The 26288-nt window shown below is 49.5% G+C and carries 25 protein-coding genes and 1 pseudogene; 7 read left to right on the top strand and 19 right to left on the bottom strand.

All coding sequences use genetic code 11. The features are described from left to right. The coding region (locus H0248_RS06750; protein ID WP_180785250.1) for a hypothetical protein at positions 1-614 on the top strand (614 nt) is incomplete at its 5' end. A gap of 166 nt (positions 615-780) precedes the next feature. Here H0248_RS06750 and H0248_RS06745 read toward each other — a convergent pair. The 7 genes from H0248_RS06745 to H0248_RS06715 all read right to left on the bottom strand — a co-directional run bounded on the left by H0248_RS06745 (position 781) and on the right by H0248_RS06715 (position 7958). After that, on the bottom strand, positions 781-2046 hold the full coding sequence (locus H0248_RS06745; RefSeq protein WP_180785249.1) for an HlyD family secretion protein: 1266 nt from the start codon (positions 2044-2046) through the stop codon (positions 781-783). Next, positions 2039-3505 (bottom strand): TolC family protein, encoded by a 1467-nt coding sequence (locus H0248_RS06740; RefSeq protein WP_180785248.1) that lies wholly within the window; start codon positions 3503-3505, stop codon positions 2039-2041. Before H0248_RS06740 ends, H0248_RS06745 begins: the two co-directional genes overlap by 8 nt. Next, positions 3498-4745 carry an ABC transporter permease gene (locus H0248_RS06735; protein WP_180785247.1) on the bottom strand — a complete coding sequence of 416 codons (1248 nt, stop codon included), beginning with the start codon at positions 4743-4745 and terminating at the stop codon, positions 3498-3500. The genes H0248_RS06740 and H0248_RS06735 overlap by 8 nt, the downstream gene beginning before the upstream one ends. Beyond that, on the bottom strand, positions 4738-5439 hold the full coding sequence (locus tag H0248_RS06730; RefSeq protein ID WP_226374127.1) for an ABC transporter ATP-binding protein: 702 nt from the start codon (positions 5437-5439) through the stop codon (positions 4738-4740). Before H0248_RS06730 ends, H0248_RS06735 begins: the two co-directional genes overlap by 8 nt. 281 nt (positions 5440-5720) lie before the next feature. Then, positions 5721-6239, bottom strand: coding sequence for a hypothetical protein (locus H0248_RS06725; protein ID WP_180785246.1), 519 nt, complete (start codon positions 6237-6239; stop codon positions 5721-5723). 319 nt (positions 6240-6558) lie between these two features. Next, on the bottom strand, positions 6559-7293 hold the full coding sequence (locus H0248_RS21910) for a hypothetical protein (protein ID WP_205558573.1): 735 nt from the start codon (positions 7291-7293) through the stop codon (positions 6559-6561). A 197-nt stretch (positions 7294-7490) separates the two neighbouring features. Next, a complete protein-coding gene (locus tag H0248_RS06715; RefSeq protein WP_180785245.1) occupies positions 7491-7958 on the bottom strand; it encodes a hypothetical protein in 468 nt (155 codons plus the stop codon). A 745-nt stretch (positions 7959-8703) separates the two neighbouring features. Here H0248_RS06715 and H0248_RS06710 point away from each other — a divergent pair. Next, a complete protein-coding gene (locus H0248_RS06710) occupies positions 8704-9177 on the top strand; it encodes a hypothetical protein (RefSeq protein WP_180785244.1) in 474 nt (157 codons plus the stop codon). Between the two features lie 86 nt (positions 9178-9263). Continuing rightward, on the top strand, positions 9264-10133 hold the full coding sequence (locus H0248_RS06705) for a hypothetical protein (RefSeq protein ID WP_180785243.1): 870 nt from the start codon (positions 9264-9266) through the stop codon (positions 10131-10133). Positions 10134-10696: 563 nt separating this feature from the next. Here H0248_RS06705 and H0248_RS06700 read toward each other — a convergent pair. From H0248_RS06700 to H0248_RS06680, 5 genes are all read right to left on the bottom strand, one after another. Beyond that, positions 10697-11485, bottom strand: coding sequence for a hypothetical protein (locus H0248_RS06700; RefSeq protein ID WP_180785242.1), 789 nt, complete (start codon positions 11483-11485; stop codon positions 10697-10699). Positions 11486-12079: 594 nt separating this feature from the next. Next, positions 12080-13006: a D-2-hydroxyacid dehydrogenase gene (locus H0248_RS06695; RefSeq protein WP_014916753.1), complete on the bottom strand. Its 927-nt coding sequence runs from the start codon at positions 13004-13006 to the stop codon at positions 12080-12082. 69 nt (positions 13007-13075) lie between these two features. Continuing rightward, the gene (locus H0248_RS06690) at positions 13076-14782 is read right to left on the bottom strand and encodes a DUF6138 family protein (protein ID WP_180785241.1); all 1707 of its coding nucleotides are present in this window, start codon (positions 14780-14782) and stop codon (positions 13076-13078) included. Positions 14783-15147: 365 nt separating this feature from the next. Continuing rightward, positions 15148-16197, bottom strand: coding sequence for an NAD(P)-dependent alcohol dehydrogenase (locus tag H0248_RS06685; protein WP_039283638.1), 1050 nt, complete (start codon positions 16195-16197; stop codon positions 15148-15150). A gap of 216 nt (positions 16198-16413) precedes the next feature. Further along, positions 16414-17031 (bottom strand): LysE family translocator, encoded by a 618-nt coding sequence (locus tag H0248_RS06680; RefSeq protein WP_180785240.1) that lies wholly within the window; start codon positions 17029-17031, stop codon positions 16414-16416. Between the two features lie 250 nt (positions 17032-17281). Here H0248_RS06680 and H0248_RS06675 point away from each other — a divergent pair, with 250 nt between their 5' ends. Together H0248_RS06675 and H0248_RS06670 are read left to right on the top strand one after the other, a co-directional pair. After that, the gene (locus tag H0248_RS06675; protein ID WP_180785239.1) at positions 17282-18166 is read left to right on the top strand and encodes a LysR substrate-binding domain-containing protein; all 885 of its coding nucleotides are present in this window, start codon (positions 17282-17284) and stop codon (positions 18164-18166) included. An 18-nt stretch (positions 18167-18184) separates the two neighbouring features. Next, a complete protein-coding gene (locus tag H0248_RS06670) occupies positions 18185-19351 on the top strand; it encodes an MFS transporter (RefSeq protein WP_180785238.1) in 1167 nt (388 codons plus the stop codon). Between the two features lie 70 nt (positions 19352-19421). Here H0248_RS06670 and H0248_RS06665 read toward each other — a convergent pair whose 3' ends face one another. Genes H0248_RS06665 through H0248_RS06655 form a run of 3 tightly spaced genes read right to left on the bottom strand, consistent with a single transcriptional unit; the run spans position 19422 to position 22036 of the window. Then, a complete protein-coding gene (locus tag H0248_RS06665; RefSeq protein ID WP_180785237.1) occupies positions 19422-20240 on the bottom strand; it encodes an ABC transporter ATP-binding protein in 819 nt (272 codons plus the stop codon). Beyond that, positions 20237-21001, bottom strand: coding sequence for an ABC transporter permease (locus H0248_RS06660; protein ID WP_039283646.1), 765 nt, complete (start codon positions 20999-21001; stop codon positions 20237-20239). The genes H0248_RS06665 and H0248_RS06660 overlap by 4 nt, the downstream gene beginning before the upstream one ends. A 15-nt stretch (positions 21002-21016) precedes the next feature. Next, positions 21017-22036, bottom strand: a complete 1020-nt coding sequence (locus H0248_RS06655) for an ABC transporter substrate-binding protein (protein ID WP_039501638.1) — start codon at positions 22034-22036, stop codon at positions 21017-21019. A 489-nt stretch (positions 22037-22525) separates the two neighbouring features. Here H0248_RS06655 and H0248_RS06650 point away from each other — a divergent pair, with 489 nt between their 5' ends. Beyond that, entirely contained in the window at positions 22526-22762 is a 237-nt protein-coding gene (locus H0248_RS06650) for a TA system antitoxin ParD family protein (protein WP_039317656.1), read from the top strand. Then, complete coding sequence (locus tag H0248_RS06645) at positions 22731-23060, top strand: type II toxin-antitoxin system RelE/ParE family toxin (RefSeq protein ID WP_110162343.1); 330 nt, start codon at positions 22731-22733, stop codon at positions 23058-23060. The genes H0248_RS06650 and H0248_RS06645 overlap by 32 nt, the downstream gene beginning before the upstream one ends. Positions 23061-23184: 124 nt before the next feature. Here the strand turns inward: H0248_RS06645 and H0248_RS06640 are convergent, their stop codons facing one another. The 4 genes and pseudogenes from H0248_RS06640 to H0248_RS21905 all read right to left on the bottom strand — a co-directional run. Further along, on the bottom strand, positions 23185-23880 hold the full coding sequence (locus H0248_RS06640; protein WP_180785236.1) for a YjjG family noncanonical pyrimidine nucleotidase: 696 nt from the start codon (positions 23878-23880) through the stop codon (positions 23185-23187). Continuing rightward, entirely contained in the window at positions 23877-25073 is a 1197-nt protein-coding gene (locus tag H0248_RS06635) for an MFS transporter (RefSeq protein WP_308415655.1), read from the bottom strand. Before H0248_RS06635 ends, H0248_RS06640 begins: the two co-directional genes overlap by 4 nt. Before the next feature lie 299 nt (positions 25074-25372). Further along, positions 25373-25812: pseudogene (locus tag H0248_RS06630) on the bottom strand (hypothetical protein); the annotation flags it as partial. 288 nt (positions 25813-26100) lie between these two features. Beyond that, a partial coding sequence (locus H0248_RS21905; RefSeq protein WP_219609020.1) for a hypothetical protein occupies positions 26101-26288 on the bottom strand: 188 nt, incomplete at its 5' end.

Genomic DNA, 26288 nt, shown 5'->3' with positions numbered 1-26288 from the left:
AGCAAAGTGGAATCCCGCCCTGTAGCAGCAATAGCCGTGGAAAACTGGCGTCATATGCACATTCGGTCATTGAGGAACTGGCTGGTAGCAGCTATGAAAGCCGCCGAAAAGCGCTAGCTGAAGAATTACCTGATACTGACGATCCGCAATTACTTGCTCGCGCAAAGCAAGCTAATGACTTCGCTAACGGTCATGGCTCAAACCCCTTTAAAGGACTCTCTCGCGATCAACTCTCACTCATTATTTATGATGATAGCAATACCTTTACCGTCAACGAGCGCAGAGCGGCATTGCATGAATCAAATGAAATAGAAAGCGCCTGGAGCCATCGAGTCGTAGCGCAGAGCAAGCAAGAATGGAATCGAGGGGAATTTAAACAAACCGAGTTCTTCAAACTTGTTCTGGAACACTATGAAGGCTTGCCGTTAATCGAACAGGTACAGGCTCCCGCCAACTACGAATCTCGACTCAAACATCTAATCGAAATGGATTACAACTTTGTGACCGGCGAGCCTGGGAAAAATGCAAACCCGCTGAACAATCTGTTCGACCTGCTTTTACCACGTAATATCCCAATGGGGAGCAATACCACCCCTGCGGGAAAGGCTGAATAAGCAAGATCAATCGTCCTACAGCGGCTAATTTTCGAGGCGGGTGTTCAGGGGAAATAAACGGCAAGCATGTGCTAACAACCCTAACACCCACTTCTGCGTCAAAAAATAGAAACCGACACACTCACCATTATCGTTTCTAGTATCCGGCACATGCTTAAGCCGATAATTACGGAATCTGTACTTCACCCGCCTCCAGCCCAGAGATTTCGACGCCTTGTGCCACCGTTTTTCCCAACGTCACGTTGATTTTCTTTGGCGGGACGTTGGCATTCGGGCGATAAATCACATAGGCACGGCCATTCTCGTCAGTCTGCACAGCCTGTGCAGGCACCGCGATACCGTGCTCATTACGATAGACAATGATAGCCAGCCGTGCGCTCATCCCCAGTCGAATATTTTGCCTTAAATCCGCCAACGGCGTATCAAGTGACACCACCACATCATAATAAGCGCCGCTACCTGACATCTCAGCAGCATCGGCCTGCATATCAATCGAAGTAACCTTGCCTGTCAGGGTCTGTCCGGCAAATCCATCCCCGCTCACGTTAACCACCATCCCCTCTTGTAGCTGATGCAGATCCGTCTCTTCTACCCGAGTTGCCACCTGAAAACGGTCCTGAGCAATGACGCCAAACAGCGGCGCGCCTTGGCTAACCAGCAAACCGGGCTGGATGACCACAGGCTTACCATTATCAGGTGTCGCAGGACGCACCACAAAACCGCTAAACGGCGCCTTGACGGTCTGTCGTTCAACCTGTGTCGCCAACGCCTGATGGCGAACCTGTGCATTGATCAGTTCCATCTCAGCAATCTTACGATCCTCACCGTTCGCACGTGCCAACACCGTTCGATACTCCTCTTGCGCCGCGATAACATCCTGCTCCTGGGTACGAATCTGCTGCTTTAACGTATCCACTTCCATTCGCGCAACAATGCCACGCTCGAACAGCGCCTGTGTATCGCGAAGGTTGGCCTGCGTGTTGCTAAACGTTGACTGGGCTGAATTTACCGCACGTCGCGCCCGCGATACCTCAGCGCTTTGCTCCCACTGCTTGAGTGACTGCACCTCACGCTGTGCTTTGAGCAGTTCAGCCTGCGCCTGACGGAGCTGAATCTCAATTTGCCCAGGGTCCAGTACCAGCAATGTTTGCCCTTGCTCGACACGTTGCCCCTCACGCGTCAGTACCTCACGGATAACGCCTTCAAAAGGGGCAGCTAGCGTTGTCTGCGTCGCGGCCTGAATTCGTCCCACCAGCCCTAATTGATTTTCCAATCGCTGAGGCTGAATGGGTAGCCATTGCCCCTGAGGGACGCTTTCCTGCTCACCCGTACGCCCAGTCAATAGCCACATAAATACACCACATGCCACAACCAGCGACACGATAATATAGTGACGCCGACGCAGTCGAGATAGAAAGCGATGTCTAATCATTAAGTGCAACATCCCAGCTTTGTAATGTAGTGCCCAGCGTCTCATCCAGTTCAGCCTGCGCATTAAGGTAGCTAATGAGCGCATTGAGACGGGCGTTTTCCGCGTTGCGTAAATCGTTCTCGAAGCTCAGCACCTGAAAGTTACTGGAACGCCCAACCGTGAGCTTTTCTCGCTCAATGTCCAGTTTACGGCGTGACAGATCTCGTGCACGTTGAGAAATCTCGAATTGCCGCCAGCGTGTCCCAATATCACGCACCGCATTGGCAACATCACGTTCAAGCTGCTGCCTAACCTCATCCAACTGAATGTGCTGATTACGCACATTGACCCGCGCTTGAACCTCAGCCTGACGGGTACTCAGATCGCCAATCGGGATCTCCACCTGAACACCCACATAATTTTCCCAGGTACGTGAAGGGCTATTCTGTGCTGCACGGTCACGAACCTGACTCGCTCCGCCGACTAGCGAGACATCCCACAGGCGATCATTACGCGCAACCGCCAGACTGAGCGCCGCCTGCTCGTTAGCGATAATCTGTGCAAGATAAGCAGGTCGAGAAGCTTCGGCCTGTTTCAACGCCTGCGCAGCGTTGACATCAACGCGCTGTGCCTGCATGGATTCTGTTGCCACAATCAGCGTATTTAAATCCAACGCCAGAAGTTGCAGCAGCGCAAGCCGCGCGGTATCCAGTTGATTTCTAGCTTCCTCATACGCCAATTCCTGCGTGGCAACTTCAGCTTCGGTTTGCACAATTTCAAACTCGGCCATACGCCCTGCGGCAATCATCGCACGGTTGACGTCAACCAGTTGGCGCGCACGCGCCAGAACATCACGAGCAATTTGCAGTTGCTCCTGTGAACGCAGCAGTTCCCGATAGGCAGCGATAATCTGCGTAATAGTCTGCGAGACTGTAGATTTCAACGTCAGACGATTGAGTTGTTCAGTCAGACGCGCAATATGAACTGGCGCAGTAGTGACATCTTTACCTGCTCCACGAAGCAAAGGCTGAATCACCGTGATGTTGGCACCATCATTACGCGATAACCCTGCGTTATCAGCCTGCGTGTGGCGGTAGGTCCAGCCTAGGCTGAAGCGGGTGCCATAAGGCGTGAGCAGTGTCGATGTTGGCGTCAGGTTGCCCTGTCGATAACGATCACTTTGATTGCGATTGGAAAGATAGCTACCCGTCAGCGACAATTTGGGAGTAAAACGATCCTCCGCGACACGCAGATCAAATTTCTGCGAGATACGATCCAGATAGGCGCTGCGGATCGCGCGATTGTCACGCAAACCAAGATAAATGGCATCGCTTAGCGTGAGATCGATAGTTTGCGCATTTAGCGATACGCTCATGTCCGCCAGCCCTTGCCGCGTCGCCTGAGAAGGATTCAAAGCCGTTTCTGCATACCCTTGATGGGCAGAAAACAGGATCAGTAAACACAGGAGAGATTTACGCATCGCGTAGCGCCTGTACGGGTTCGAGCTGAGCCGCAGTCATTGCTGGGTTAAGCCCAAAAAACAGACCAATCGCCAATGAACTGCCAATGCCAAGGGGAAGTGACAATACCGAAAGTGAAAAGTTGGACCAACCTGAAAAAAAGACAAACAGCCACGCCGCCGCAACACCACATATCGCCCCGATCAGGGCTCCACAAGCAGACAACACAACAGCCTCCAGCAAAAACAGCCCCGCAATATCACGTGGTCGCGCGCCCAATGCCATACGAACACCAATTTCGCGACGCCGCTCGGACACATTCATCACCATGACGTTCATCACCCCTACCCCACCGACCAACAGGGAAATCCCTCCCAGCCCCGCTAGCAACCATGAAAACATCCGCGACTGCTGCGCCATTCCCTCCAGTAGTTGCTGTGGGATTTGCACATCGATATCAACCTTCGGCATCAGAGACACCAAATAATCCTTTAGCTGCGAGCCCGTTTGCACCAACGTGTCGCTGCTGCTATTACGTGCAATCACGCTGATGATTTGTGGTGTTGGCATGACACGACGCATACCAGAGATCGGCATCAATATAGCGTCGTCAACTGAGACGGGAACCAAAGGGTTGTTCCCCTGCGGTTGAAGGATTCCTACGATCTCAAATAAGTATCCACTCACCTGCACGCGCTCACCTAAAGCGGCTACGCCCCCCTGCGATGCCCACTGTTCGGCAACATTCGCCCCCAACACGATGTAGGTACTTTGTGCATCGAAATCGCTCAGGTAGCGACCTTGTGCGAGCTTTAATCCTAAGACTTCCGACAATTCAGCCCTGCTCCCCACAACCATGCCGGTAAACGAACGGCCGCGCAATCGCACCTCAGTAGCAGTAATAATGAGAGCCGTTGCTGCTTTAATATCAGGCAAATTTTGTCGCAAAACGGGGATATCCAGATCCGCAGGCACCAAACCAATAGCGTGACTCCCTACCCTATTCTGTACGGCCGCGACCAGCAGGTCGCTGCCCATGCCTTTGAATACCCCCATGGCTTCAGCTTCCGCGTTGTGCCCGATGTTAAGCAACGCAACAACAGAACCACACCCCATCGCAATCCCAAGCAGGGCCAGAACGGCACGCCGCCCTAGAAGAATGAGACTGTTCAATGGCTCAAGCAGACGCTGTTGCAGAGAAGGACCATAGTGGGATTGTCGGGTCTGGCACGCTTGCGTTCGTAAACGACGGTCAGACATGCTTCACCTCATGGATTCGTCCGTCCTGCACATGAATGCACCGAGCCATACGACAAGCTATACCTTCATCATGTGTCACCATCACTAATGTCGTCCCCTGTTCGCGGTTCAATGCCAGTAACAGCGTGATGATGTCATCAGCTGTTTGGCTATCAAGGTTGCCGGTTGGTTCATCTGCGAGAAGAAGTGCTGGTTCGCCAACCAGTGCGCGTGCAATCGCGACCCGCTGACGTTGGCCACCAGATAAATCAGCAGGGCGATGATAGGTTCGCTCAGCCAAACCAACGCGCGCCAGTTGTACTTGCGCGGCTTGCCGAGCAGCCTGCCGAGACATTCCACGATAGATCAAGGGGAGTGCGACGTTATCCAACGCGTCCAGACGCGGCAGCAAATTAAAACTTTGGAAGACGAAACCAATGACCTGATTGCGCATGATGGCGCGTTCATCGGCACTTGCTTTGGTCATATCTTGCCCAGAAAGCAGTAAACGCCCTGAAACGGGCTGATCGAGTAAACCGATGATATTGAGCAAGGTGCTTTTACCAGAACCCGATGCACCAACAATAGCGCAGCTTTGTCCGGCAGGAATGGATAGATAAATATCATGTAATACCGATTGAGAAGAAGCACCGGTACTGTAGAGGTGTGAAATAGCTTGTAAACAGATCAGATCCGTTATTCTTGCATCAGACATCCTTGCCTCTTTGCCGATCCCCTAGAGCATCATATGAATCGGATTATCCTACTGTTTATGCTTTAGGAAAAGCCTTCAACATCATCATTTAGCTACCTCTCCGATTACTCCGTATTGCCGAGATATTTATTCTATATGCCTAAAATAATTTGCGTTTTGAATAAAACGTTAGGGTTTTGAACAACACAAAGCGTTGGAGATACACATCAGTGTGCCACATGACGTAGCCAACGCACCTGCAATTTGATGTATTACGGGTATAAAACGGGCAGAGCGATCAATTACATCTCTTGGTTCGGCCAATTGATCTTTCTTAAAAAACTCTCTGGTTGTTGGCTTATATGCGTCTGAATTTTTAAATAAATGTCTGAAGATGAAGAACCCTTTGCACGTTCACTATTATATATACGCGTCGTTTCTGCTAACACGGCCTGATCCCACTCAGCAAATTTAGCAGCAGACTCAGGTGTTACTTGCTCACCAGTATAAGAATTAAACACATCAGGATAATGTTCGATGGAAACTAACTCTCCTGAATGACGAGGTGTTGCGTATAGGTCTCGAATATAAGAATCAACTTCATTCTGATCGACACGACTACGTAATTCTTGGTATCTTTTGACAATCGAATCAGGTAATGCAGCCTGCTGCTGTGCCTGAGACGACAGCGACACCTTAGTGCTAGATTTCGATTCAATTGACTGATTAATTTGATGTTCATTATCGAAAAATGGTTGATTTTGCTTTCCAGTACCCATTGTGGAAAGGATGCCTGATGTTAGATCAACTTTTGATAACACTTTTATACCTCCCAAAATCACGCTATTTTTATAGCAGTCTATGTTAAAGAGACATTCAACGCTAGCGAGAAAAAAATACGCAAACATTCTATCGTTTAGCAAAAAATGCTTGCATATCATGTTAACTTACGACTGCTTTTTATTGATTATTTTGCCAATTTACAGTTACCTGCGTTGATCCTGAACCATAGATAGACCCGATGGTTGAACGACTATTCACACGATAATACAAAAATAGGTAAAGCGAACAACTGCTGCTGTTGTGTTCGCCATATATAACGCTGATAGTCATGAAGGCTGAATGTGCTGTTGGCTAAGATCAACTCTCCATCATACTATCCAGAAATACTTGCAAGTCCTTTACGCTCTGAGGTAAGCCACCGCTTTCCGAAACTTGAATCTGAGACAATAGCTGCGCATCGTATCCTTTGGGCAATTGTGCTTCTTCAATTGCTGGTAAGGATTTGTAATGCTTAAGAATCTCTGACAATGTACCAGAAGAGACTTGTCCAGTACGGTTATACTCCTCATCCATTTTGGCGATCGCGGCACGCTTCCACTGCTGCTCTTGATCATAAGACTCCAACCAAGCCGCACGTCTTTCATTGACGGTGAAATCACCACTTTCATCGTAGGTGATCAACGCTAACTGCTCGCGGGACATTCCCCTGAACGGATTTGCACCATCACCATTCACGAAGCTGGTCGCTTGTTTGGCCCGAGCTAATAAATCGGGGTCTTCTGTTTTAGGCACTTCAGCATCATGAGCGACTTTATTCATATCATAGTTCGCGCCTAACAGCTTCTCAGTGACCGATCTGGCGATCTCCCCTAAACCATCACGATCGGTTCCTGCATCTCGGGCGGCAGCCCGAACAGCAGCGTCGCTTAGCTGACGAGCGAGTGCGGATACCTGAGTGCTCTCATTGTTCGTCGCTGTTGCATTATTCTCTTGAACCGATGCTACAGCCTTTGCATCAACAGCGCTTTTTCCAACCGTATTGGCCGGTATATAGCGGCTGGATACAGCATCAAGTGAATTTATTTTTTCCATAATCTGCCCCTATTTAAAAGCAGCAATGCAATGACATTGAACATACCGCGGTGCTATACCAGCAAAGCTGAGCGAGTCAAAAAAGGGACGTCAATGATGCATGACGTCCCCATGACATACATAATAATAGCGCTAGCGATGCGTTTTATACAAAAACGCGACCTCTCGCCTATCAGCCAAAATACATCGCCTGCTGATTATTTCATTGTGAATTCAACATTCCACGCATATGTGGATAAACTCTGCGAAGTAATCGTTGCAGTACAGACAGCCCCACCGCTCCCCTCAGCTGATTTATTCCATTTTGGAGCCTTTTTAGGGCTGCCAGGATTAAAAAGGCCACCAGGAATAATGGTATTGACGAAGGTAGTACCGAATACGCACGTTTTACTGCCCATGGTATAACGAACAATTGCTGCATTAGCATCAGGGCTGATGACATTCTGAACCCGATAAATATCAGATTCCTTCGCAGGAACAGTCGTAGCGGGTTTGGGGCTGGTGCTGGCGTTAGTACTGACTTCATTGTTAGTAATAATTTTGTATGTCGCGGTTTCGTTGCCCAAGTTTTTGAAAGTCACAGTCACTGGAGGCCCCGCGTAAGCCGCTCCAGCAGCAAACATAGAAGTCACAATACTAGCCAGAAGCACCTTTTTAAAAGTCATCGCACTTTTCTCCATGTGTTAATGTTTTTTTGCTTGTATGACGGAACATCCGCCCAGCTCAGATGCGGCACAGACCTTGAATATGCGCCACAAATCCATTCCAGTGGCGACGTAATATTATTTCCCCCACCATAACTTCAGAGGATCGCTAAAAAACAACGTTAACCTTTGTGAAATTTAACGGCAAAGGTGGAAAAAACTTTAATTTATTTCCATATAAATCCGTCGACATCACAAATCCCTTGAGGAAATAAAAACCAACAACAAATAAAAAACCCACAGGAAAAACAATGATCACAATAATAATTACCGTGATCACATTATTAACCAACAACGCCAACTCAAAAATCACAGTCGAATTACAGACGTGTATGATATATATTACGGAAAAATTGGAACCGCTATAGAAAAAAACATCCGACACACTTTAGCGTTCATCGTTTAGATTTATTTTTTATAAACATTAGATTTTACTTTTCTTGTTCCGTTAATAATGGATAGTGAATGCGGAGTTCGTATAAGGCCCCGACCGCGCAGTAATACACTGGCTGGAAGGAAATCGTCATATAGGAACCATTAACAAAGTACCGGATCTGCTAACACAATGGTTGGACATTTATTGCCCCATAACAAGGCTGCCAAGAGACTGACATCCTGATATCGATAGCAAAAAATACCGCCATGATGCCTGATGCAGAAAAGCACTGTAATGAGTAAAAAAACGTAAGAATACCCAGGAGAAATCATGAAGAAGGAATTCGTTTCTTTATCCCTACTAATTGCTGCCAGTGTAGCAGCGTTCCCTTTAATGGCCTCCACTGGCAGTATCAGTGAAGCACCACTATCAGCACAAATAAGATTTGTTTATTCAGATGGCTCAAGTACCCCTGCGTTGAACCAGTTTTATGCGAGTGCAACAAAGTTTCCCTCTGGGACATTGAGCAAAACTAAGAAGCTGACCCAGGTAAATTATAGCGTAGCGTCCTACCCCACTGCATATACTGAAAGTGTCGACATATGTTATTATCTACCTTATCAGACATCACCAACAAAATGTATTATTGTCCCTAAAGGTACATCTGGAACAACCGCTCAATTCAATGAATTACGTTTTGACCACGGTGTACGAATTCAAATTCAGCACAAACTGACGGGAAAACCCGGAGAGAATCTACATCCATTACAAAAAGAGAGCATTGCTTGGGAATATACTTATTAGCCTAATTAATTATTCACATCGTTATAATTGACGGTAGAGATATATTTCTAGCTTCCTTTAAAAACAGGCAAGGGGTAATTTCCATTATGATTATCAATACATCCACAGCGGCATACGCTCAGATAAAAAATATATCAGGCGATGACCAGAAAACAGTTCGCCCCTTGCCTACAACGGTAAATAGCACGAAGGATGAGATATTATCGACCAAGCAAGCCCAAATAAGTGGTAAAGGGCTGATGATGTCTCGCTTGTTTGGTGGTACAGATACAATTCCGTCAGTGCAGACACAATTAAACGAAGCTACGATGCAGATGTCCTCTGTTAACTTCCTCACCAATGAGGATCGCAGTATGCTGTCCGAGTTGTATGCTCAGGCTCAACAACAAGGAACAGATTTAGGGTATGTGGACGCTCTGGCGAGAGATCTGGGTGACTATCGTATGTTTGGGGGCGTAAGTGCCAACGTCAATAGTGGGGGAATGTATGATACCAGTGGGCGCATGCAGACCTTTAAATTTACCGAAACGGATACTGCAACAGCTGCACGCATACTAACCGGTGATGGAATCGCTAAAACATCACTGGATTCTGGATTTCTACGCTATGCACTCGATCCTGGCTTTTCGTTCGATCATCGAACAAATTTTGAATTCCTAGAAGAAGTTGTGAACACTTTCGGTCAGGGGACGGTAAATGAAGGTCAGCCTTTCTCCAGTAAATTCTCTGTCTATACACCGTCTGGAAATCAAAACTTCATTGTTGAAACCTCCAGCGAGATTACATTGCATTCTGAGGAACCGGACTTTCGAAATGTCGATGGGGTATTCTTTGTCACCGAAACTGGGTTAAAGAATGGATTTAACCTTATCGATGGAAATCCTGTACAGGGGCTTCCAATGATTATGCTGGATCTCCTTAAGACAGGTAACACTCTCTGGAATAGTATGAAATAGCCACATTCGATGCTAGTTTCTGAACCACATGCCAAGAACTCAACTAAGCTAGCGTTAATCTGCGGCCACACCGATGTTCTTAACCGTAGGAAAATCGGTGTCTAAAAGAGTCTTCGAGGTATCAATATTTAGCCAGGATGAATAATAGGCGGTATAGAGATAAGAACCTAATATCAGTGTATTGGAAGGTTTTAGAAAAAACGATGAAAGATTTTGGAGCGGGAAACGAGACTCGAANNTACCAACTGAGCTATTCCCGCATAGAATCGGATTTACTATTTTTTACTTCAGCAAACTACACTGAATCAAAATTCATCAAACCCTGCCAAATCACTCGTAACCTAATGAATTTAATCACTATTAAATAACCAAGCGATTCAACGGACAGCATTATGTCCCAACCAACTCAGCGTGGCAAGCCCTTTTCACTGAAAAACATCTCCGCGCGATTTCAGCAAGTAGTAAACTGTGGAAGCTCTGAACCCGCTTCCACAAACCAACCACTCAGGCATCTGCGGTTTTTCATTACACCGTTTAACGCCTCGGAAACCTTATATTATTAATTATATTTGGTTATACCAGTTGCTATCCCAGTTCCGTTGGTGGATCGCCACAGCAGTACCATCACGAGGGGCAGAACGTGCGAGATGCCTTGTTAGGATATCAACCCCCATATCGATGGTTTGACCGTAATTATCTCGGCTCAGCGTTTTTTGGGTGTTGAAGCCCCTATGCGCATTAAACACCTCAATCTGAGCATCTGCCAAATCATTCGCCAAAGCGACTAATTCATCAGAGCCATTCAACGCTTTTTCCAAACGATCAATTTGTTCGCTATCCAAGCCTTCCGCCTGCGTCACAAAAAGCGTTCCATCTTTATTCACACTAAACCCAAAAAATGCCCCCTTCAAGTCAGGGTGATCTTCAGCAAGCTGATCCAAGAAAGACGCATAAGTCTGATCCATTTGCTTCGTTAACGGAGAAAGGTTACCCCAAGCATCATCTATCTTCTTAAGGTATGCGGCGTTTATTTTAGCATTGGCAGACGCCATTGCTTCCACTCTCCAGGCTTGATCTTCTTCACTAAGAGGTCCTGGTTGGGATACCCTCGCACCTTCAGCAGTTCTTAATTGTTCAGACGCCGTATCGTCCAGTTTCATCTTCGCGCTATAGGCCTGAAATTTAGCAAGGGCTTCTGGGCTTATCTCTATAACCTGACGCTCAATGGTTGCCCTAGCTAACACGGCATTATTATTCGCGGCATTCTGTTTTTCAGTCTGGCTATTCATCGCTAGATTACTTTGCCTTGAATATGCCACTGTGTGCGATCCAAATGTAGAAATACTCTTCATAGTACCATTTGCTCCTGTGTGTCATCGTTTTATGTTGTGCGACAAGGTTTCCCTGCAAATGTGCTCAATGTGACATGAGTAACGCTTTTTCCTCCTGCACCAACATCTTTCTGAGCTGGGCCACCAGTACACGGTAAATATGCTAATTACGTCTTCGGGTGTATGCGCAATGAGTCCCCAAACGATTATCCCCGTCATACTTCAAGTTGCGTGTGCGTTGGCCGCGTTACTCGGCCTGATGGCCTCACCCTTCGGGGTCAGCGCAAGCGCTGTTCAAAAACGCGTTGCCGTTTTTGTCCTGAAACTCGAATTATTTAGGCTATACAAGAGCCATCGCGATTTCGGTTGAATTGATCCACCAGGCACCGAATATAGGTCTGAACTGCGATGTGTTATCTGGCTATTCGCTTATCCTGGGGGCAGCTAAAATAGGGGGGATTTACCCAGACCGCAGAGTTAAAAACGGACTAAATTAGGGCGATATTATTCCGCCCTGCTATAGTCTTAACGGTTATTTTTCAGAATTCTTTACAATAGTTTTTATATGCAATTATTATTTTAAATATTAATTTATGGCGGTAATTAATTTAGCAATCAATACTCGCGACTAAAATCAACCTCACCACGCAACGTATTATCAGCATGAAAGCGGGTGAGATTATCCAGAAATAATCGCCCCATCAGCCCCGGCACCATTGGTCCGGCAATGTGCGCCGTCAACGTCAGATTCGGTGTGTTCCAGAATGGATGGCTGTACGGTAGCGGCTCTTGCCTGAATACATCCAGCACCGCCCCCGCAATCTGCGCATCACATAGCGCCGCCCGCAAATCATCATCCACCACGGCGCTACCCCGCCCGACATTAATGAACAGCGCCGAAGGCTTCATGGCGGCAAACAGACGGGCATCATAGATATCGGTGGTTGCCGACGTATCGGGAAGGAGATTGATGACATAATCAGCCTTCGGTACTGCAGCGGGTAACTCCGCTAAGCTCATGATCCGTTTAAAATCAGGCCGCTGTCTTGGCGTACTAACGATGCCATATAACTCAACGCCAAAAGGCCGTAGAAAACCTGCGACTTCACAGCCGATCTCTCCCGCACCAACAATCAGCACATTTTTATCCGCCAGCGATCCTGGTAAACGGTGATCCCAGCGCCGTTCTTCCTGGCTGATTTGCCGTTCCCCCAGACGCAGTTCATGCCTGAGCATATAGGCAATCACATATTCGGCGATAGGCTGCCCAAACACGCCAACGGCACGGCTTAAACGGTAATCACGCGGCAACTCATCAGCCAACAACGGTTTGAACCCTGCCCAGGTCGACTGTAGCCACTTTGGTTTGGCTCCCTGAGCCAGCAATGCGGCAGCGGTATCCGGTTCACCCAGCCAAATCGGGCAGCTTGCGGCCTGCTCTGCCGTACCGTTCGAGAGCACCAGCTCAAGCTCTGGTGCAGCATGATTTAAGACAGAGCCAATTTCATCGGCCCGCGAGTCCAGCAGCAGAATAGCGGTCATAAACACGTTCCTTAGCAGAGTGAGACACCTTCGGACTCACTCCGAACATTGTCGTCATTACGTTTACGATTAGGCAGAAGCCTGAATGAGCGACGTCAATAGCGCGCCGCGCTTCGCTTCCGATTTTTTCACCAGTGCAGCGAGCTTTTTGGTGTTGCCCCAGATGAGATACAAAATATGTTCTATCACGGCGGGTTCCCGCATCCGCACTTCTTCAACCAGTTGTTCGAACAACGCATCATTCTCTAGCGCGAGCAACATATTCAACTTTAGGCTTTCTGTCGCATGGCTCAGGCAGGCAACCAGCGTCGCCACGTTCTGCGCCGTCACGCTATGCTTATCGAAAAATGCACGAATGAAGGCATCCTGTACCGATTGATGCTCATCATCCACACTTTCCATGTAATCTTTGACGAGTGGGAAGTATCCCGCCTCGGTCAGACCCAGCCCGAATACCGCATAGCTTCCCGGCATACAGCACTTTTCGCCTTCCGAATCGGCGTACCATTCAAATTCTTCAATCGCAGTACGCGCATAATCCTCAAGAAGCGGATAGTTCGATGCATACTGCAACGCGTTAGCAAAAAAACGATGGGTATCCGATTTTGCCAGCCCCTTGATGGGAAGGTACTGTCGCACCGACGATTTCAGGACAATCTTGTAACTCTTTGGGAAACCAAGCCTCAGTAAGCGCGTAATGAAAAGCAGAGCCTGCTCATACGCTTCGGCGCTTTCCTTGCGAATACGAACGTTGATGGTAGAGAACACATCATTCGCCACACATTCCACCGATTCGTTCTTCAGGTTAATCTGCGCTTTCTCAAACACACCACTTCCCTCTTCCATGATGCTTAGCGCACGCGGGTAGCCCAACTGCTTCGCGATATCCAGATATTCCAGCGCCCGAGACTTACTGTAGGAAGGCTCATAACGCAGAATCATGATGGCGGCATAAAGCACGAGCTCGACGGGGTGAAGCGTTTGTGGATCCTGCTGCTCCAACGCGATTCCGGGCTTGAGGGTATAGATTTCTGGCTCAAAAAAATGCTCAGGCTGAGACACGTTGCAATACCGCAGCAGAAATTCCTGTTCTACCCACGTTTTTAATGCACCGATAATACTGCGCCGATGCTCCGACAGCTCCGCATGCCCAGCATTTCGCCGCTGAATTTGCTCAAACTGCGTCATGATCCAGTGGATATCCTGCGAGGGAAAGAGCTGTACATCAAGCAGATGACGAGCCAGAAAGAACGTTTGTAGCGGCTCCGTCGGCGCATCGCCATGCGTCAGGTGCCGATCGGTATAGGCGTGAATGGACTCAAGTAGCCGCTGCTTTTTCACCTCATTAGTGAACGTAAACAGCGTAACCAACAGGCGACCTTCCGTTGCTGGGAAGATGGCACGGAAGCAAAACCGGTAGTCAATCAGCGCCGAATCGGCCAGTTTCTCAACACGCTGCGCGATAGCCTGAGTCAGCACAGGAACGATACTTTCCTGTATCTGCGCCACGCCCAGCGCCCCTTTGCGACTGCCGGGCGACAGCCCATCGGCATCCGGCTTCGCTTCAGAGGATATCGACGTACGCCCCGGCGCATAATCCAGTATCACATCGTCATGGATGCCGGCCTGCAATGTGGTTCGCGATATAATCTCATCAAGCCCGGCCCTTTGCTCATGCGTATCAAACCATTTGTTGATTGCCGCAAGCGACTCGTCGCGCATAGGGAAATCGTGTTGTGGTGACACCCCGGTTTCGTTTGAATGCCTGTCCGTCATTTTTCTATTTTTCCTTATTATTTATCGCAGATGAAACATTGCCCCAAAGCACGGTATTGATGGGGTTTACCAACTGCCAAAAAGATATTCCTTTCTCGTCATTCTGTAGCAGTAGGAGGTAGCGAACATTGCAGGAGAGCTAAACCAAGATAAATTTCCATTTTAAACTGTCTTTTTGCTGTGATAGAGAAGGAAAATCAACGCGTTGGTATAAAGGTATGACGACGAATAGTACCGCATTCACGCGTCGTTGGTGACAGGAAATTATGCTGGTTTGGTTTTTCTCATGATGTAGAGAAGGCGTGATAAATCAATCAATGACAATCCCACAGCACGGGGAAATCCGTGCTGTGGGGTACAGCTAATCAGGCGTGCAGCGTGGCGTTATCAATGACGAAGCGGTATTTCACATCGCCTTTGAGCATCCGCTCATAGGCTTCATTGATTTCGTCCGCGCGGATCAGCTCAATATCGGAAACAATCCCGTGCTCGGCACAGAAATCCAGCATTTCCTGCGTTTCAGGAATACCACCGATCATCGATCCCGCCACCGTGCGGCGTTTCATGATCAGGTTGAACACGTTAGGAGAAGGATGCGGTGACGCAGGCGCACCGACCAGCGTGAGCGCGCCATCGCGTTTCAGCAGCACCAGAAACGCATCCAGATCGTGCGGCGCAGCAACGGTATTCAGGATTAAATCGAAGCTGCCTGCGTGCGCCGCCATTTCTTCGGCGTTACGAGACACCACGACTTCATTTGCGCCCAGCGCCTTGGCATCTTCACGTTTGGATTCAGACGTGGTGAACGCCACAACATAAGCCCCCATGGCATGCGCCAGTTTGATCCCCATGTGGCCAAGTCCACCGATACCTACGACGCCGACCTTCTTACCCGGCCCGGCATTCCAGTGGCGCAGCGGCGAATAGGTGGTAATCCCCGCGCAAAGTAGAGGTGCGACCGCAGCCAGTTCCGCCTCGGAATGACGGACACGCAGCACATAGCGCTCATGTACGACGATCTGCTGGGAGTAGCCACCCAGCGTCCAGCCGGGCTCATCCGCCGTCGGGCCGTTATACGTGCCGACCATTCCGTCACAGTAGTTTTCTAAACCATCGTCGCATTCTTCACAGTGCCGACAGCTGTCCACGATGCAACCGATCCCCACCAGATCGCCAGCCTTGAAGGCTGAGACATGAGCCCCTACTGCCGACACCCGCCCGACGATTTCATGGCCGGGCACACAGGGAAACTGTGTTCCTGCCCATTCGGCACGCACCTGATGCAGGTCCGAGTGGCAGATACCACAGTACGCAATCTCAATCTGGACATCGTGGGCCCCGGGCGCACGACGGACGATCTGCAACGGTTCAAGAGGTTTATCGCCCGCATGGGCTCCATACGCATGTACAAGCATGGCTATTTCCTTTTCTGTTGAGAAACCGATTATGTTGAGAAACTTATCGTGTTGAGCAATCGATCGTGTAAAGAAACCGATTATGTGGAAAAACACGCTATTTTCCTCAATTCCCCCAGCAAACAGGTATAGCATTCCGCTTGTTTTCTTGCCTAATTCTCCATTTTTATGTTCACACGACGTATTACAGACGACTTTATTCACCACCGTCATGCATCAGAGCGTAATTTTGGTGAACGCCAGAGATGCACCTAACGCAATCAGTGCAACGCCGATACCTTTGTCGACCAGACGTTGCTTGTCGAGCAGTCGGCGACGCATAGCCGGTGCGGCAAAAAACAGCGCGACAATGCTGAACCAGACCCAATGCGCCACCGACATGAATAACCCATAGCCAAAATTATGGCTCATTGGGCTACTGGGCTGCACAACCTGAGTATAGGTGGCGACAACAAACAGCATGGTTTTTGGGTTAAGCGCGTTGGTGAGAAAGCCCATGCGAAACGCGGCAAGCGATGACGGCGCATGACCGGACGCTTCTTCTAATGTTATTTTTGTTTTATTAGTTAATGACTTATACCCCAGATAAATCAGATATGACGCTCCCAGAATTTTCATCGCCATAAATAGTATCGGAGAGTTCACAATAAATACCGCGATGCCAAAAACGGTATACATCACATGTATCTGGGCGCCACAAGCAATACCAAACGCGCTGAGTAAACCGGTGCGCGAGCCAAAGGCATAGCTGTTGCGGGTCACCATGGCAAAATCAGGCCCCGGACTGATCACCGCCAAAATGGTGATCGTCGCGACGGCAATTAACTCATTCATTAACGTTTTCCTTGTTCGGCAAGCCATCACTTTCACGATGATTTTGCACAGATGGGTAACAGGCAGGCTAAAGGAGCAATGCAAACATCACTGACGTAATACGGCTGGCAAAGGTGCAACTCCTATGATATTTCCTCATTATTTAGGTCATTAGGCCTTTCAAACCTGAAGACAGTGTGATTATTCAGCGTTTGCATGTGGCAAAAAAGCGATTTATCTTGGTATAAATCTGTCAAATTTCATCGTGTATATGAAAATTCCCTCGTTAGCCTCTTTTCGCTTCTTTGAAGCGGCCGCACAAACCGGTAGCTTTGTTAAAGCCGCCGAATCCCTGCACGTCACGCATGGTGCCGTCAGCAGGCAGATCAGGTTGCTGGAAGAGGCGTTGGGGGTTGAGCTATTTGAACGACGCAACCGGGCAATCTTTTTAAACGCAGCGGGACGTTCTTTGCATACGGTCACGCAGTCCGTCTTCGAGCAGCTCGAAGGCGCGGTCTATCGGCTACAGCAAGGTGCGCAGGATGAGGTACTGACGCTATCATGCGAACCCACGATTGCCATGAAATGGCTGATTCCGCGGCTACCGGCTTTTAATCAGGCGAATCCCGATATCAAACTTCATCTGGTGGCTGCGGGCGGGCCGATTGATTTTGTGCGTAGCGGCGTTGACCTCGCGCTGCGGCGTGACGATTTTCACTGGGATCCGCAAACGCATGGGGTAAAAGTGTGTGATGAATGGATGGGGCCGGTAAGTCGCGACAAAGCCGATCGCAAGGAGAGCCTGGAGGGGATGCGTTTGCTCTATACCGGAACGCGGCCGAAAGCGTGGGCAACCTGGCAACGACAGACGCATGTGTCACTCAAAGGCAGCACCAGAGCGGACTATGAACACTTTTATCTGTGTATTCAGGCGGCGGTATCGGGACTAGGCATGGCAATGGCGTCTTTCCTGATGGTGCAGGACGAGATTGCAAACGGGCAACTGCATGCACCGTATGGATTTGCGCGGGAGGGGTCTGCTTATTATCTATTATCGCCCATCCCCCTTGAACAAAATGAAAAGTACGTACGATTTCATACCTGGCTAATGCAGGAAGTGTCCACCTGCCTTTCCGGGATTGAAAATGCTTGTTAAAACCGCACTGGAAAGACAATGACAGCATATTCCCGTGAAGCCAATTTCACGACACTGAACATGATTATCGCCGCCTCACTCGTGGGGTTGGTTACGGGGTACACGCTGCCGCTCATCAGCCTAAAGCTGGCCGAGCTCGGGCACAGCACCGCGACACTCGGTATTCTGGCAGCCCTTCCCGCGGCGGGGATGATGCTATCCTCTTTCGTTACGCCATGGCTCAGCCGCCACCTGCACGCCAGCTATCTGTTATCCGGCAGCCTGATCATTCTGGCAGCATCCACCGTTGCCTCGTTCCTGCTGTCACACCCTGTTTCGCTCATTCTCCCTCGTCTGTTAACCGGGCTCGCCTCGGGGGTTTTGGTGGTGCTGGGAGAAACCTGGGTCACCAGTCGGGCGTCAGACAAACACAAAGCGACGCTGACGGGGCTGTATGCCGCCGTTTTTACAGGGTGTCAGCTGATAGGGCCGCTGCTCATTGCCGCTGGCGAGCCGATGCAAACCTATGCGTTATGGCTGATTTGCGCAATATCTGCCGCGTGTGCGTTCATGCTGAGGAACTGCGCCACGATGGTTCAGGCAGATGAATCGTCCTCAGCGTCTTATCGGGATCTTATTCCTTTTCTCCCGGCAATCGCTTCTGGCGTGCTCTGCTTCTCCTTCTTCGATGCCAGTATCCTTGCGCTCTTTCCGCTTTACGGCATGGAACAGGGTTTAGACGAAAAATCCGCGATCTTACTGGTCACACTCATTTTTCTGGGCGATGCCGTCTTTCAGACGCCGATTGGCTGGCTGGCAGACAAATGCGGCATCATCAAAACCCACATCGGCTGCGGCATCCTTTTCTGTGTGATGCTGGTTTTGATCACCTTCTCATTCTCCTCTCCTTCACTTTTGGTCCCCGTCTGTATCGTACTGGGCGCAGCGGCAGGCGGGCTTTACACACTGTCTCTGGTTCGGGCAGGTCAGAAATTTGCCGGTCAGCGGCTGATTGTGATGAATTCACTTCTGGGGCTGGTGTGGTCGGCTGGCAGTATCAGCGGGCCGCTATTCTCTGGTGCTGCCATCACGTTTTACGGCTACGACGGTCTCATCGCCATCTTGCTGCTAACCGGCGTGCTGTTTGTCGGTATACAGGGCGTATTAAGAAAAGAACGCGTATCGCGTTCTCTGGGTGAAGAGTGAATGCAGAAATCTGGCTTATCCAGCCCGCTACGGCTGGGTAAGCCAGAAATAGATACGCCAGATGGGCGACTTATGCAGCCATTTCGCGTTTGAACACCTCCAGCGTGTGTGCCTTGACGCGGATAAACTCTGGGTCGCTCATCGCCTCCGCACCGCGTGGACGCGCTAAATTGAACGGAACAATCTCCGACACCGTCGTTGGCCGGCGCGTCAGCAGCAGGATTTCGTCCGCCAGAAATACCGCATCTTCCAAATCATGTGACACGATGACCATCGTCACGCCGGTCGCCACCTGAACTTCTTGCAGCTTGTCACGGATGAACAGCGTCATTTCAAAATCCAGCGCGGAGAATGGCTCATCCAAAAACATCACCTCTGGCCCTGTCGCCAACGCCCGCATGATACATACCGTCTGCTGCTGTCCACCTGAAAGCTCATACGGATAACGCTGAAGATCGAAGCGAATATCAAACATCGCGATCAGTTCATCCATCCGAACCTGAACGTCTTGCTTGCGCATGCCGCTCCGCACCAGCGGATAAGCAATATTCTTCCAGGCGCTCATCCAGGGGAAAAGTGCATCACGGTAGTTTTGAAACACATAGCCGATTCTGGTTTCTGACAGCGTTTTGCCATCAAACAGGATATCGCCGCTGTCGACGGGAATCAGCCCTGCAATCATGTTCATCAGCGTCGATTTACCACAGCCATTCGGCCCAAAAATAGACACGATTTTGCCGCGCGGTAAATCCAGATTCAGGTCGGTATAGAGCGGCTGCCCCGCAAACGACTTGTTCAAGCCGCGAATGGTAACGTGGGTATTTGGTGCCGGATAAGGAGGAAAAGCGGTATCCGTTTTTTCCACTTGCGCTGTATGAGATGTCATCATGCTTTGCCACTCCAGTGAACAATTCGTTTCTCTACCACTAAAAACAGGACGTTAAGCAGATATCCCAGTGCGCCCGTAATCAGAATCGAGGCGTACATATCCCGAATATTGAACACCTGCTGGGCATCAATGATGCGGTGCCCCAGCCCCGTTTCCGAGCCAATAAACATCTCCGCGACAATGACGATCACCAATGCCATCGACACGCCCGTGCGCAGGCCGACAAAGGTTTGCGCCAGACTTTCCAGTAACATGATGTCTTTAAAAATGTGCCAGCGGGAAATCCCCATGACCTGCGCCGCCATCAGACGGGTTTTCTTTGCATTCATCACGCCATAGGCGCTGTTGAACAGAATCACCAGCACGGCGGCAAAAGCCGAAATGGCAATCTTATTCGCGTCGGTTATCCCGAAAATCAGCAAAAATAACGGAATCAGCGCCGATGATGGCGTAGAACGAAAGAAGTCGATCAAGAACTCCAGGCTGCGGTAGATCTTCTCGTTGCTGCCTAAAATGATGCCGAGTGGCACGCCAATCAGTGCAGCAAAACCAAACGCCACCAGCGTACGGTATAGCGTCGCACCGATATCGGTACGCATGCTGGCATCCGCGAAAGACTGGAACATATAGCCCAGCGTCTCGACGGGCGATGGCAATAAAATAGGGTTCAGCCATTTCGCACTGACGGCCAATTGCCAAAAGAGAAACAGCAGAATCGGGCCGACAGCGGGTAATAATTTAGACGTCCAATGCTGGCGCATAATCGAGCACCTCCCTTAAGGCTGATAAATCAGGCTGCTGACATCCACCGGCTGCCGGAAGATTTTTCTTTCGGTGAACACGTCATAGAACTTCTGGAACCACGCCAGATTGTCGCCTTTTAGCTCGTCGTACATGACAAACCCCGGCAGCGGCACTTCTTTACTCAATTCGGCCTCAATGCTGGTGTAGCCCGTGATGTGATCGCGAGCGGCTTCTGGGTTCTGCTGAATAAACTGCACCGATTTGGCATAGGCCTGCGTGAAGCGTTTTGCATCCGCCGTCCGACTTTCGATAAAACCGCTATTTAACGCCGCCGCACCGCCAAACCACGGCGCATCGGGGTTATCAAGCACATAACGCGAGATCACACCGGTTTCCAGGGTACGCGACAGCCCTTTCAGCCGCCCGACGGTTCCCGTGGGTTCCAGCGTATAAACGCCGTCAATTTGACCCGCCGCCAGCGCAGCCACATGTTGCCCGACGGGCAATTCCGTCACGCGCAGCTCGTCCGCCGTAAAGCCATTTTTCTCCAGAATGATTTTGGTCATCACTACATTCTGAATACCCGGCCCACAGGCGATGCGCTTACCCTTCAGCTCCGCGATACTTTTTACGTCGCTGTTTAACGGCACCAGAAATTCATCTAATACCATCCGATGATTCGACGGGTTCGAGCAGATGATCTTGAACAGTCCGGGTGAGGTAATCGCCCCTAATCCCAGCGCACCAGTGGCCGTACCGTTGGCGCATCCGTGTATACGGCCCGTGATCATCCCCTCGACAATCTGCTGCGGGCTGGCGAATTTCACCGCTCGCACATTCAATCCTGCCTCTTTGAAAAAGCCCCGCTCAACGCCCACATATAAAGGCAAGCCGCCCACAATCGGCCAGTAACCAATGCGGATTTCTTCCCCTTCGGCAGCAAAAGCCATTCCTGGCAGCAAGCTACTTAGCGTCAGCGCCCCCGCGCTAACCGCTGACCACTTCATCAACTGCCTGCGTTTACGATCGATCTTGTCATTGTTATTTTTCATTGTGTTCCCCCTTCAATGGTGAGCTAACAACAGCCGATAACCACCAGCCTGAAAAAACCGATCAGGTCGATTGCCTGAGTCGCCCCATCTTGTACACAAGATGGTATGTAAGACTAAGCACAGGCCGTGCCATGTTTATCCGCGCCATAAAACCCCAGCAAACACGCCGATCCGGCTGCGTTAGCGCACCAAAAAAAAGCAAAACGTTACAAAAATGCATTGTGAGTGATGCAGAGTGGTTGTGCCATCGCACCGACCTTGCCGCCCTACGCTTTGACCGCGTATTTCTGGTCTGCGACTACTGAGGATGTGCATTTCATGAAAACAGTCGCAGAGATAAGACATGATTATGTTGCGGGCTACCGCAAGAAAACAGATTGCGCATTGCGACAATTTATCGCAAACTGAATCCGTAGTGCGTCAAAAGGTGACGTATCATTGAAACCACCACTAAAAAGCTGTGGTGACTACATAGTGGAGTACAGAAATATGGCAACAAGCATCCGCCTGGATGACGATTTTGTTGAAGAAGTGAAAGTGCATGCAGAAGCAATGAGCCGAAGCGTGCCAAAGCAAATAGAGTACTGGGCTAAAATTGGTCGTATTGCTGAGGATAACCCTGAATTACCTTTTTCCTTCATCAACGAAATCCTGCTGGCGAAATCAGAAATCGACAATGGAAGAATGACAAAATATGTGCGCAGAAGAGACAGGGAAAAATCTTGAGATATATCAGTCACGCCGTTTTGAGAAAAAATTTGCCTCTCTGACAGAACAAGAACAGAAAACCGTCGATGAACAGATTGAACTTATCATTGACGAGCCTGAAATTGGTGAGCGCAAAAAGGGTGATCTGAATTATCTTTGGGTACATAAATTTTATATGAGTAACCAGCAATATCTCCTGAGTTATAGCTGGGTTGACGCTAAACTTGAAATATATTTATTGAGCCTCGGTTCACATGAAAATTTCTATGATGATCAAAAGCGTCACAGAAAAGCTGACTTAAAGCTTATTAAGTAACTCGTCTCAGACGCTCCTTTTATCTTGAACAGTTTTCTTATTCAGGAAACTGACAACCAGAGAGCGACGACAATCCACCGCAAGTTAACCATGGTGATTGTCGTCGACGCGGTTTTATATTGGCTTAAGACTTAGCGCTGAGCTGCGTGAAGACATCCTGGAGTGTTGCGGCCTCGTAGGTTGGCGCGATGTCCGAATCGTTGGCGGCTCCGCCTGCGTTGAACCAGCAGCTGTCTATGCCGTACAGGCTCGCCCCAAGAATATCGGCATCGAGCCTATCGCCCACGATGATCGCTTTGGTTTTCTCGAACGAACTGAACTTGCTGGCGGAGAACTCGAAGATGCGTGCATCCGGCTTGGCGAAACCGCAAGCCTCAGAGGTAGCAACAAACGAGAGCCAATCCGCCAAACCCGAGTTCGCCACTCGCTGCGCCTGCACATACTCGATGCCGTTGGTAATAATGCCAACTTCACCGATCTCGGCAAGCACTTCACAGATCTGAACCGCGCCATCCACTAATACCACGGTCTCAGGCAGGCATTCCAGATAGAGGTTGCTCGCTTTGTGGGGATCGATATCGATGCCATGAAGGGAAAACGTGCGGCGGAATCGTTCGACTTTCAGGAGATCTTTGGTGATTTCTCCCTTCTCAAATTCGCTCCATAGCTGGGAATTCTCGCGCTGATAGTCTGCGAACAGGGTCGTATTCTCAATATCGACGCCAAGTTTCGTCAGCGTACGCGCAAACGAAAGACGCTCAGAGGCTTTGAAGTCCAACAGCGTGTCGTCAAGGTCAAACAGGAAGTGGCGGTATTTCATAAATGTTGGTTACTCTGCATCAAGGAATCACTTCTGACGGAGACCGACTGCGCTGGCTTAGCGGCCGCTAGCGCACGGTTAACCCCCAGAAGTACGACGAGGAATGATAGCGTCAACAGCCCGATCATCACCCACGGAAACGCACTCGGGCCTGCGTTGCTGAGGAGCAATCCTCCAATGACGCCCCCTGAAGCCACCGCGGTGTTCCACGATGTGGTAGACATCGACTGTGCGACGTCCACGGCATCAGAAGAAAGGTGAGTCATTGCCGTTTGCGTGACGACGGAGAATCCCCCGAAAGAAATGCCCCACATAAAGACTGCCAGAATCAGAATGACCTGAACATCGGACCAAAGGCCCAGAAAGAGCGTCGCCGCGGCGAATAAGAACACCTCTGCAGGACCAAGACGCTTGAGGTTGCCATCGACGATAATGCCGGACAGCACAAGGCCAAATACCGCCCCTGCACCGAAAATGAACAGCACACCGTTGAGCCAGTCCCCCATGTCGGAAGCCACGAGGAAAGGTTCGATGTAAATATACAGAATGTTGTGCGTGACGATGTAGGTGAGGATCAGCGCCAGCGTCGCCCCGACGCCACGCTTGGCGGCAACCTGAGGCAGCGATAGCCGCTTATCCGCCGATTCACCTGGGAAATCGGGAGCAAAAAGCGCGATCCAGACCACAAGGAGCACCGCGATAACCGACACGAGCCCAAATGCGCCCTGCCAGCCGATGACTGACCCAAGAAGGCCGCCAATCGGTACACCGAGAACCAGCGCTGCCGTAGAGCCCGCACCGACAATGGCGATGGCACGCCCGAGTAACCATCTGGGAACCATACGGGAGGCGTACCCAGCAAGCATCGACCAGACCACGCCACCGAACAGACCGGCGACAAAGCGGGCAGCCAGTGATAAAACGTAGTTGTCTGAAAAGGCGGTCACCGCATTCACGACGGCAAATCCGCTAATCGCGATGAGCAGCAAGGGTTTGCGTCGCATGCCGCGCGTCAGCGCCGTAGCAGGAATCGCAGATAACAACGCCCCCAGAGCAAACGCGGTAATGAACTGGCCAGCCAGACTTTCAGAAACATCAAGACCCGTAGCGATCGCACTGAGGAGCCCTGCCGGCATGATCTCAGTCAGTAAGGTCAGAAACGCGGCTGTCGCAAGTGCGAGGAGCTTTAACACGGGGAGAGACGGGGTTTGGATTCGATTTGCACTCAAAATAATTATTTACCTGTAACGCGGACCTGTCGTGGCACACTGAATTTCGCCACTTGAGCAGAGATGATATCACTACATCCGTATACAAACAGGTAACATGATGTTCGACGACGGGGGTTCTCACGAGGAAACGCCCTATGACACGCAGGACTCTGACCACTCGACACCAAGTCGCAGCCAATCAGCCCTCAGTTTTCCCACACAATTCACCCGTCAACCACTGAAGGGCAGAGAGTAGGTCAAGTGAATAGCCGTAGATGGCAAACGGCAGCCTGCAGTTTTTTATCAAGAGAGAAAAGAATATAAGCATTGGGTAAGTAGCTCAGTTTAAATGCACCAAATGAATAGCTGCCAAAGAGACCCAAAGCGGATAAATCGGCCGTTAATTCCATGGGTTGTGTACTGTCTGGCGAAGGGAACATGGATTTTGCCGACATCATCATTGACTGGGTATTAATGTTATATTCTGTTGTCACTTGCATGCCGACGTATTTGGATTCAGGCATATTCAGCTGTTTCTCACACATCGCATCGTGCTGCGGGCTGGGCGTTCCATTTTGCAGGACAGCGTGAATATGTTTGAGTTCAACTTGATCTTTTCTGGTATGTGCTTTTGCCGTGTCATCAGCCTGAGCAAACCCGCTCATCACTCAAGCAGCCCCGTCGCTACAACATGTAAAATAGTGCTATTTATTGCTGTCATTTTTCCATCCTCTTTTATCTCTAGGAATAACTATATGATCCATGATAACAACCCATTATTAAATAAATAATCGGAATGCTTCATGAAATTTAAATGATACTGCCCAGATAGCGTCGAATAGAAAAAATCACTAAAAACAATAACAACCTTCTTCATTTTAAACGATGTGATTTTTATAAATGCATTCTGGTTATAAACATAGTCAAATTTTAATATTACGTCAAAATCAAACCGACATAAAAATAAAATAGAAACAGGTATCAGAATAAATATAATCAGACTAAGTATTTAATAAAATGATTTATCTACGATATCAACGATCAAGGCACAGCCCAGAACATCAATCAGCGCACAGTATGGGTTTCTTACGCGATGAAGAAAGCAGAAAGCGTTTAACGGGTTTTGTACATCAAAAGAGAAAAGGATATTGAATTGAAGAAAGAAACTAAAAGATTGGAGCGGGAAACGAGACTCGA

Source organism: Pectobacterium brasiliense, from assembly GCF_013449685.1.
Lineage (GTDB): Bacteria > Pseudomonadota > Gammaproteobacteria > Enterobacterales > Enterobacteriaceae > Pectobacterium > Pectobacterium brasiliense_A.
This window is presented reverse-complemented; position numbering and strand designations above follow the sequence as displayed.

Bases quoted from the DNA above. Each gene is read 5' to 3' on its own strand.
- H0248_RS06660 (WP_039283646.1), bottom strand. From the start codon at position 21,001: ATGCGCCAGCATTGGACGTCTAAATTATTACCCGCTGTCGGCCCGATT.
- H0248_RS06695 (WP_014916753.1), bottom strand. From the start codon at position 13,006: ATGACCGCTATTCTGCTGCTGGACTCGCGGGCCGATGAAATTGGCTCT.
- H0248_RS06675 (WP_180785239.1), top strand. From the start codon at position 17,282: ATGAAAATTCCCTCGTTAGCCTCTTTTCGCTTCTTTGAAGCGGCCGCA.
- H0248_RS06650 (WP_039317656.1), top strand. From the start codon at position 22,526: ATGGCAACAAGCATCCGCCTGGATGACGATTTTGTTGAAGAAGTGAAA.
- H0248_RS06640 (WP_180785236.1), bottom strand. From the start codon at position 23,880: ATGAAATACCGCCACTTCCTGTTTGACCTTGACGACACGCTGTTGGAC.
- H0248_RS06705 (WP_180785243.1), top strand. From the start codon at position 9,264: ATGATTATCAATACATCCACAGCGGCATACGCTCAGATAAAAAATATA.
- H0248_RS06645 (WP_110162343.1), top strand. From the start codon at position 22,731: ATGTGCGCAGAAGAGACAGGGAAAAATCTTGAGATATATCAGTCACGC.
- H0248_RS06680 (WP_180785240.1), bottom strand. From the start codon at position 17,031: ATGAATGAGTTAATTGCCGTCGCGACGATCACCATTTTGGCGGTGATC.
- H0248_RS06735 (WP_180785247.1), bottom strand. From the start codon at position 4,745: ATGTCTGACCGTCGTTTACGAACGCAAGCGTGCCAGACCCGACAATCC.
- H0248_RS06700 (WP_180785242.1), bottom strand. From the start codon at position 11,485: ATGAAGAGTATTTCTACATTTGGATCGCACACAGTGGCATATTCAAGG.
- H0248_RS06710 (WP_180785244.1), top strand. From the start codon at position 8,704: ATGAAGAAGGAATTCGTTTCTTTATCCCTACTAATTGCTGCCAGTGTA.
- H0248_RS06685 (WP_039283638.1), bottom strand. From the start codon at position 16,197: ATGCTTGTACATGCGTATGGAGCCCATGCGGGCGATAAACCTCTTGAA.
- H0248_RS21910 (WP_205558573.1), bottom strand. From the start codon at position 7,293: ATGGAAAAAATAAATTCACTTGATGCTGTATCCAGCCGCTATATACCG.
- H0248_RS06745 (WP_180785249.1), bottom strand. From the start codon at position 2,046: ATGATTAGACATCGCTTTCTATCTCGACTGCGTCGGCGTCACTATATT.
- H0248_RS06690 (WP_180785241.1), bottom strand. From the start codon at position 14,782: ATGACGGACAGGCATTCAAACGAAACCGGGGTGTCACCACAACACGAT.
- H0248_RS06730 (WP_226374127.1), bottom strand. From the start codon at position 5,439: ATGTCTGATGCAAGAATAACGGATCTGATCTGTTTACAAGCTATTTCA.
- H0248_RS06740 (WP_180785248.1), bottom strand. From the start codon at position 3,505: ATGCGTAAATCTCTCCTGTGTTTACTGATCCTGTTTTCTGCCCATCAA.
- H0248_RS06665 (WP_180785237.1), bottom strand. From the start codon at position 20,240: ATGATGACATCTCATACAGCGCAAGTGGAAAAAACGGATACCGCTTTT.
- H0248_RS06715 (WP_180785245.1), bottom strand. From the start codon at position 7,958: ATGACTTTTAAAAAGGTGCTTCTGGCTAGTATTGTGACTTCTATGTTT.
- H0248_RS06655 (WP_039501638.1), bottom strand. From the start codon at position 22,036: ATGAAAAATAACAATGACAAGATCGATCGTAAACGCAGGCAGTTGATG.
- H0248_RS06670 (WP_180785238.1), top strand. From the start codon at position 18,185: ATGACAGCATATTCCCGTGAAGCCAATTTCACGACACTGAACATGATT.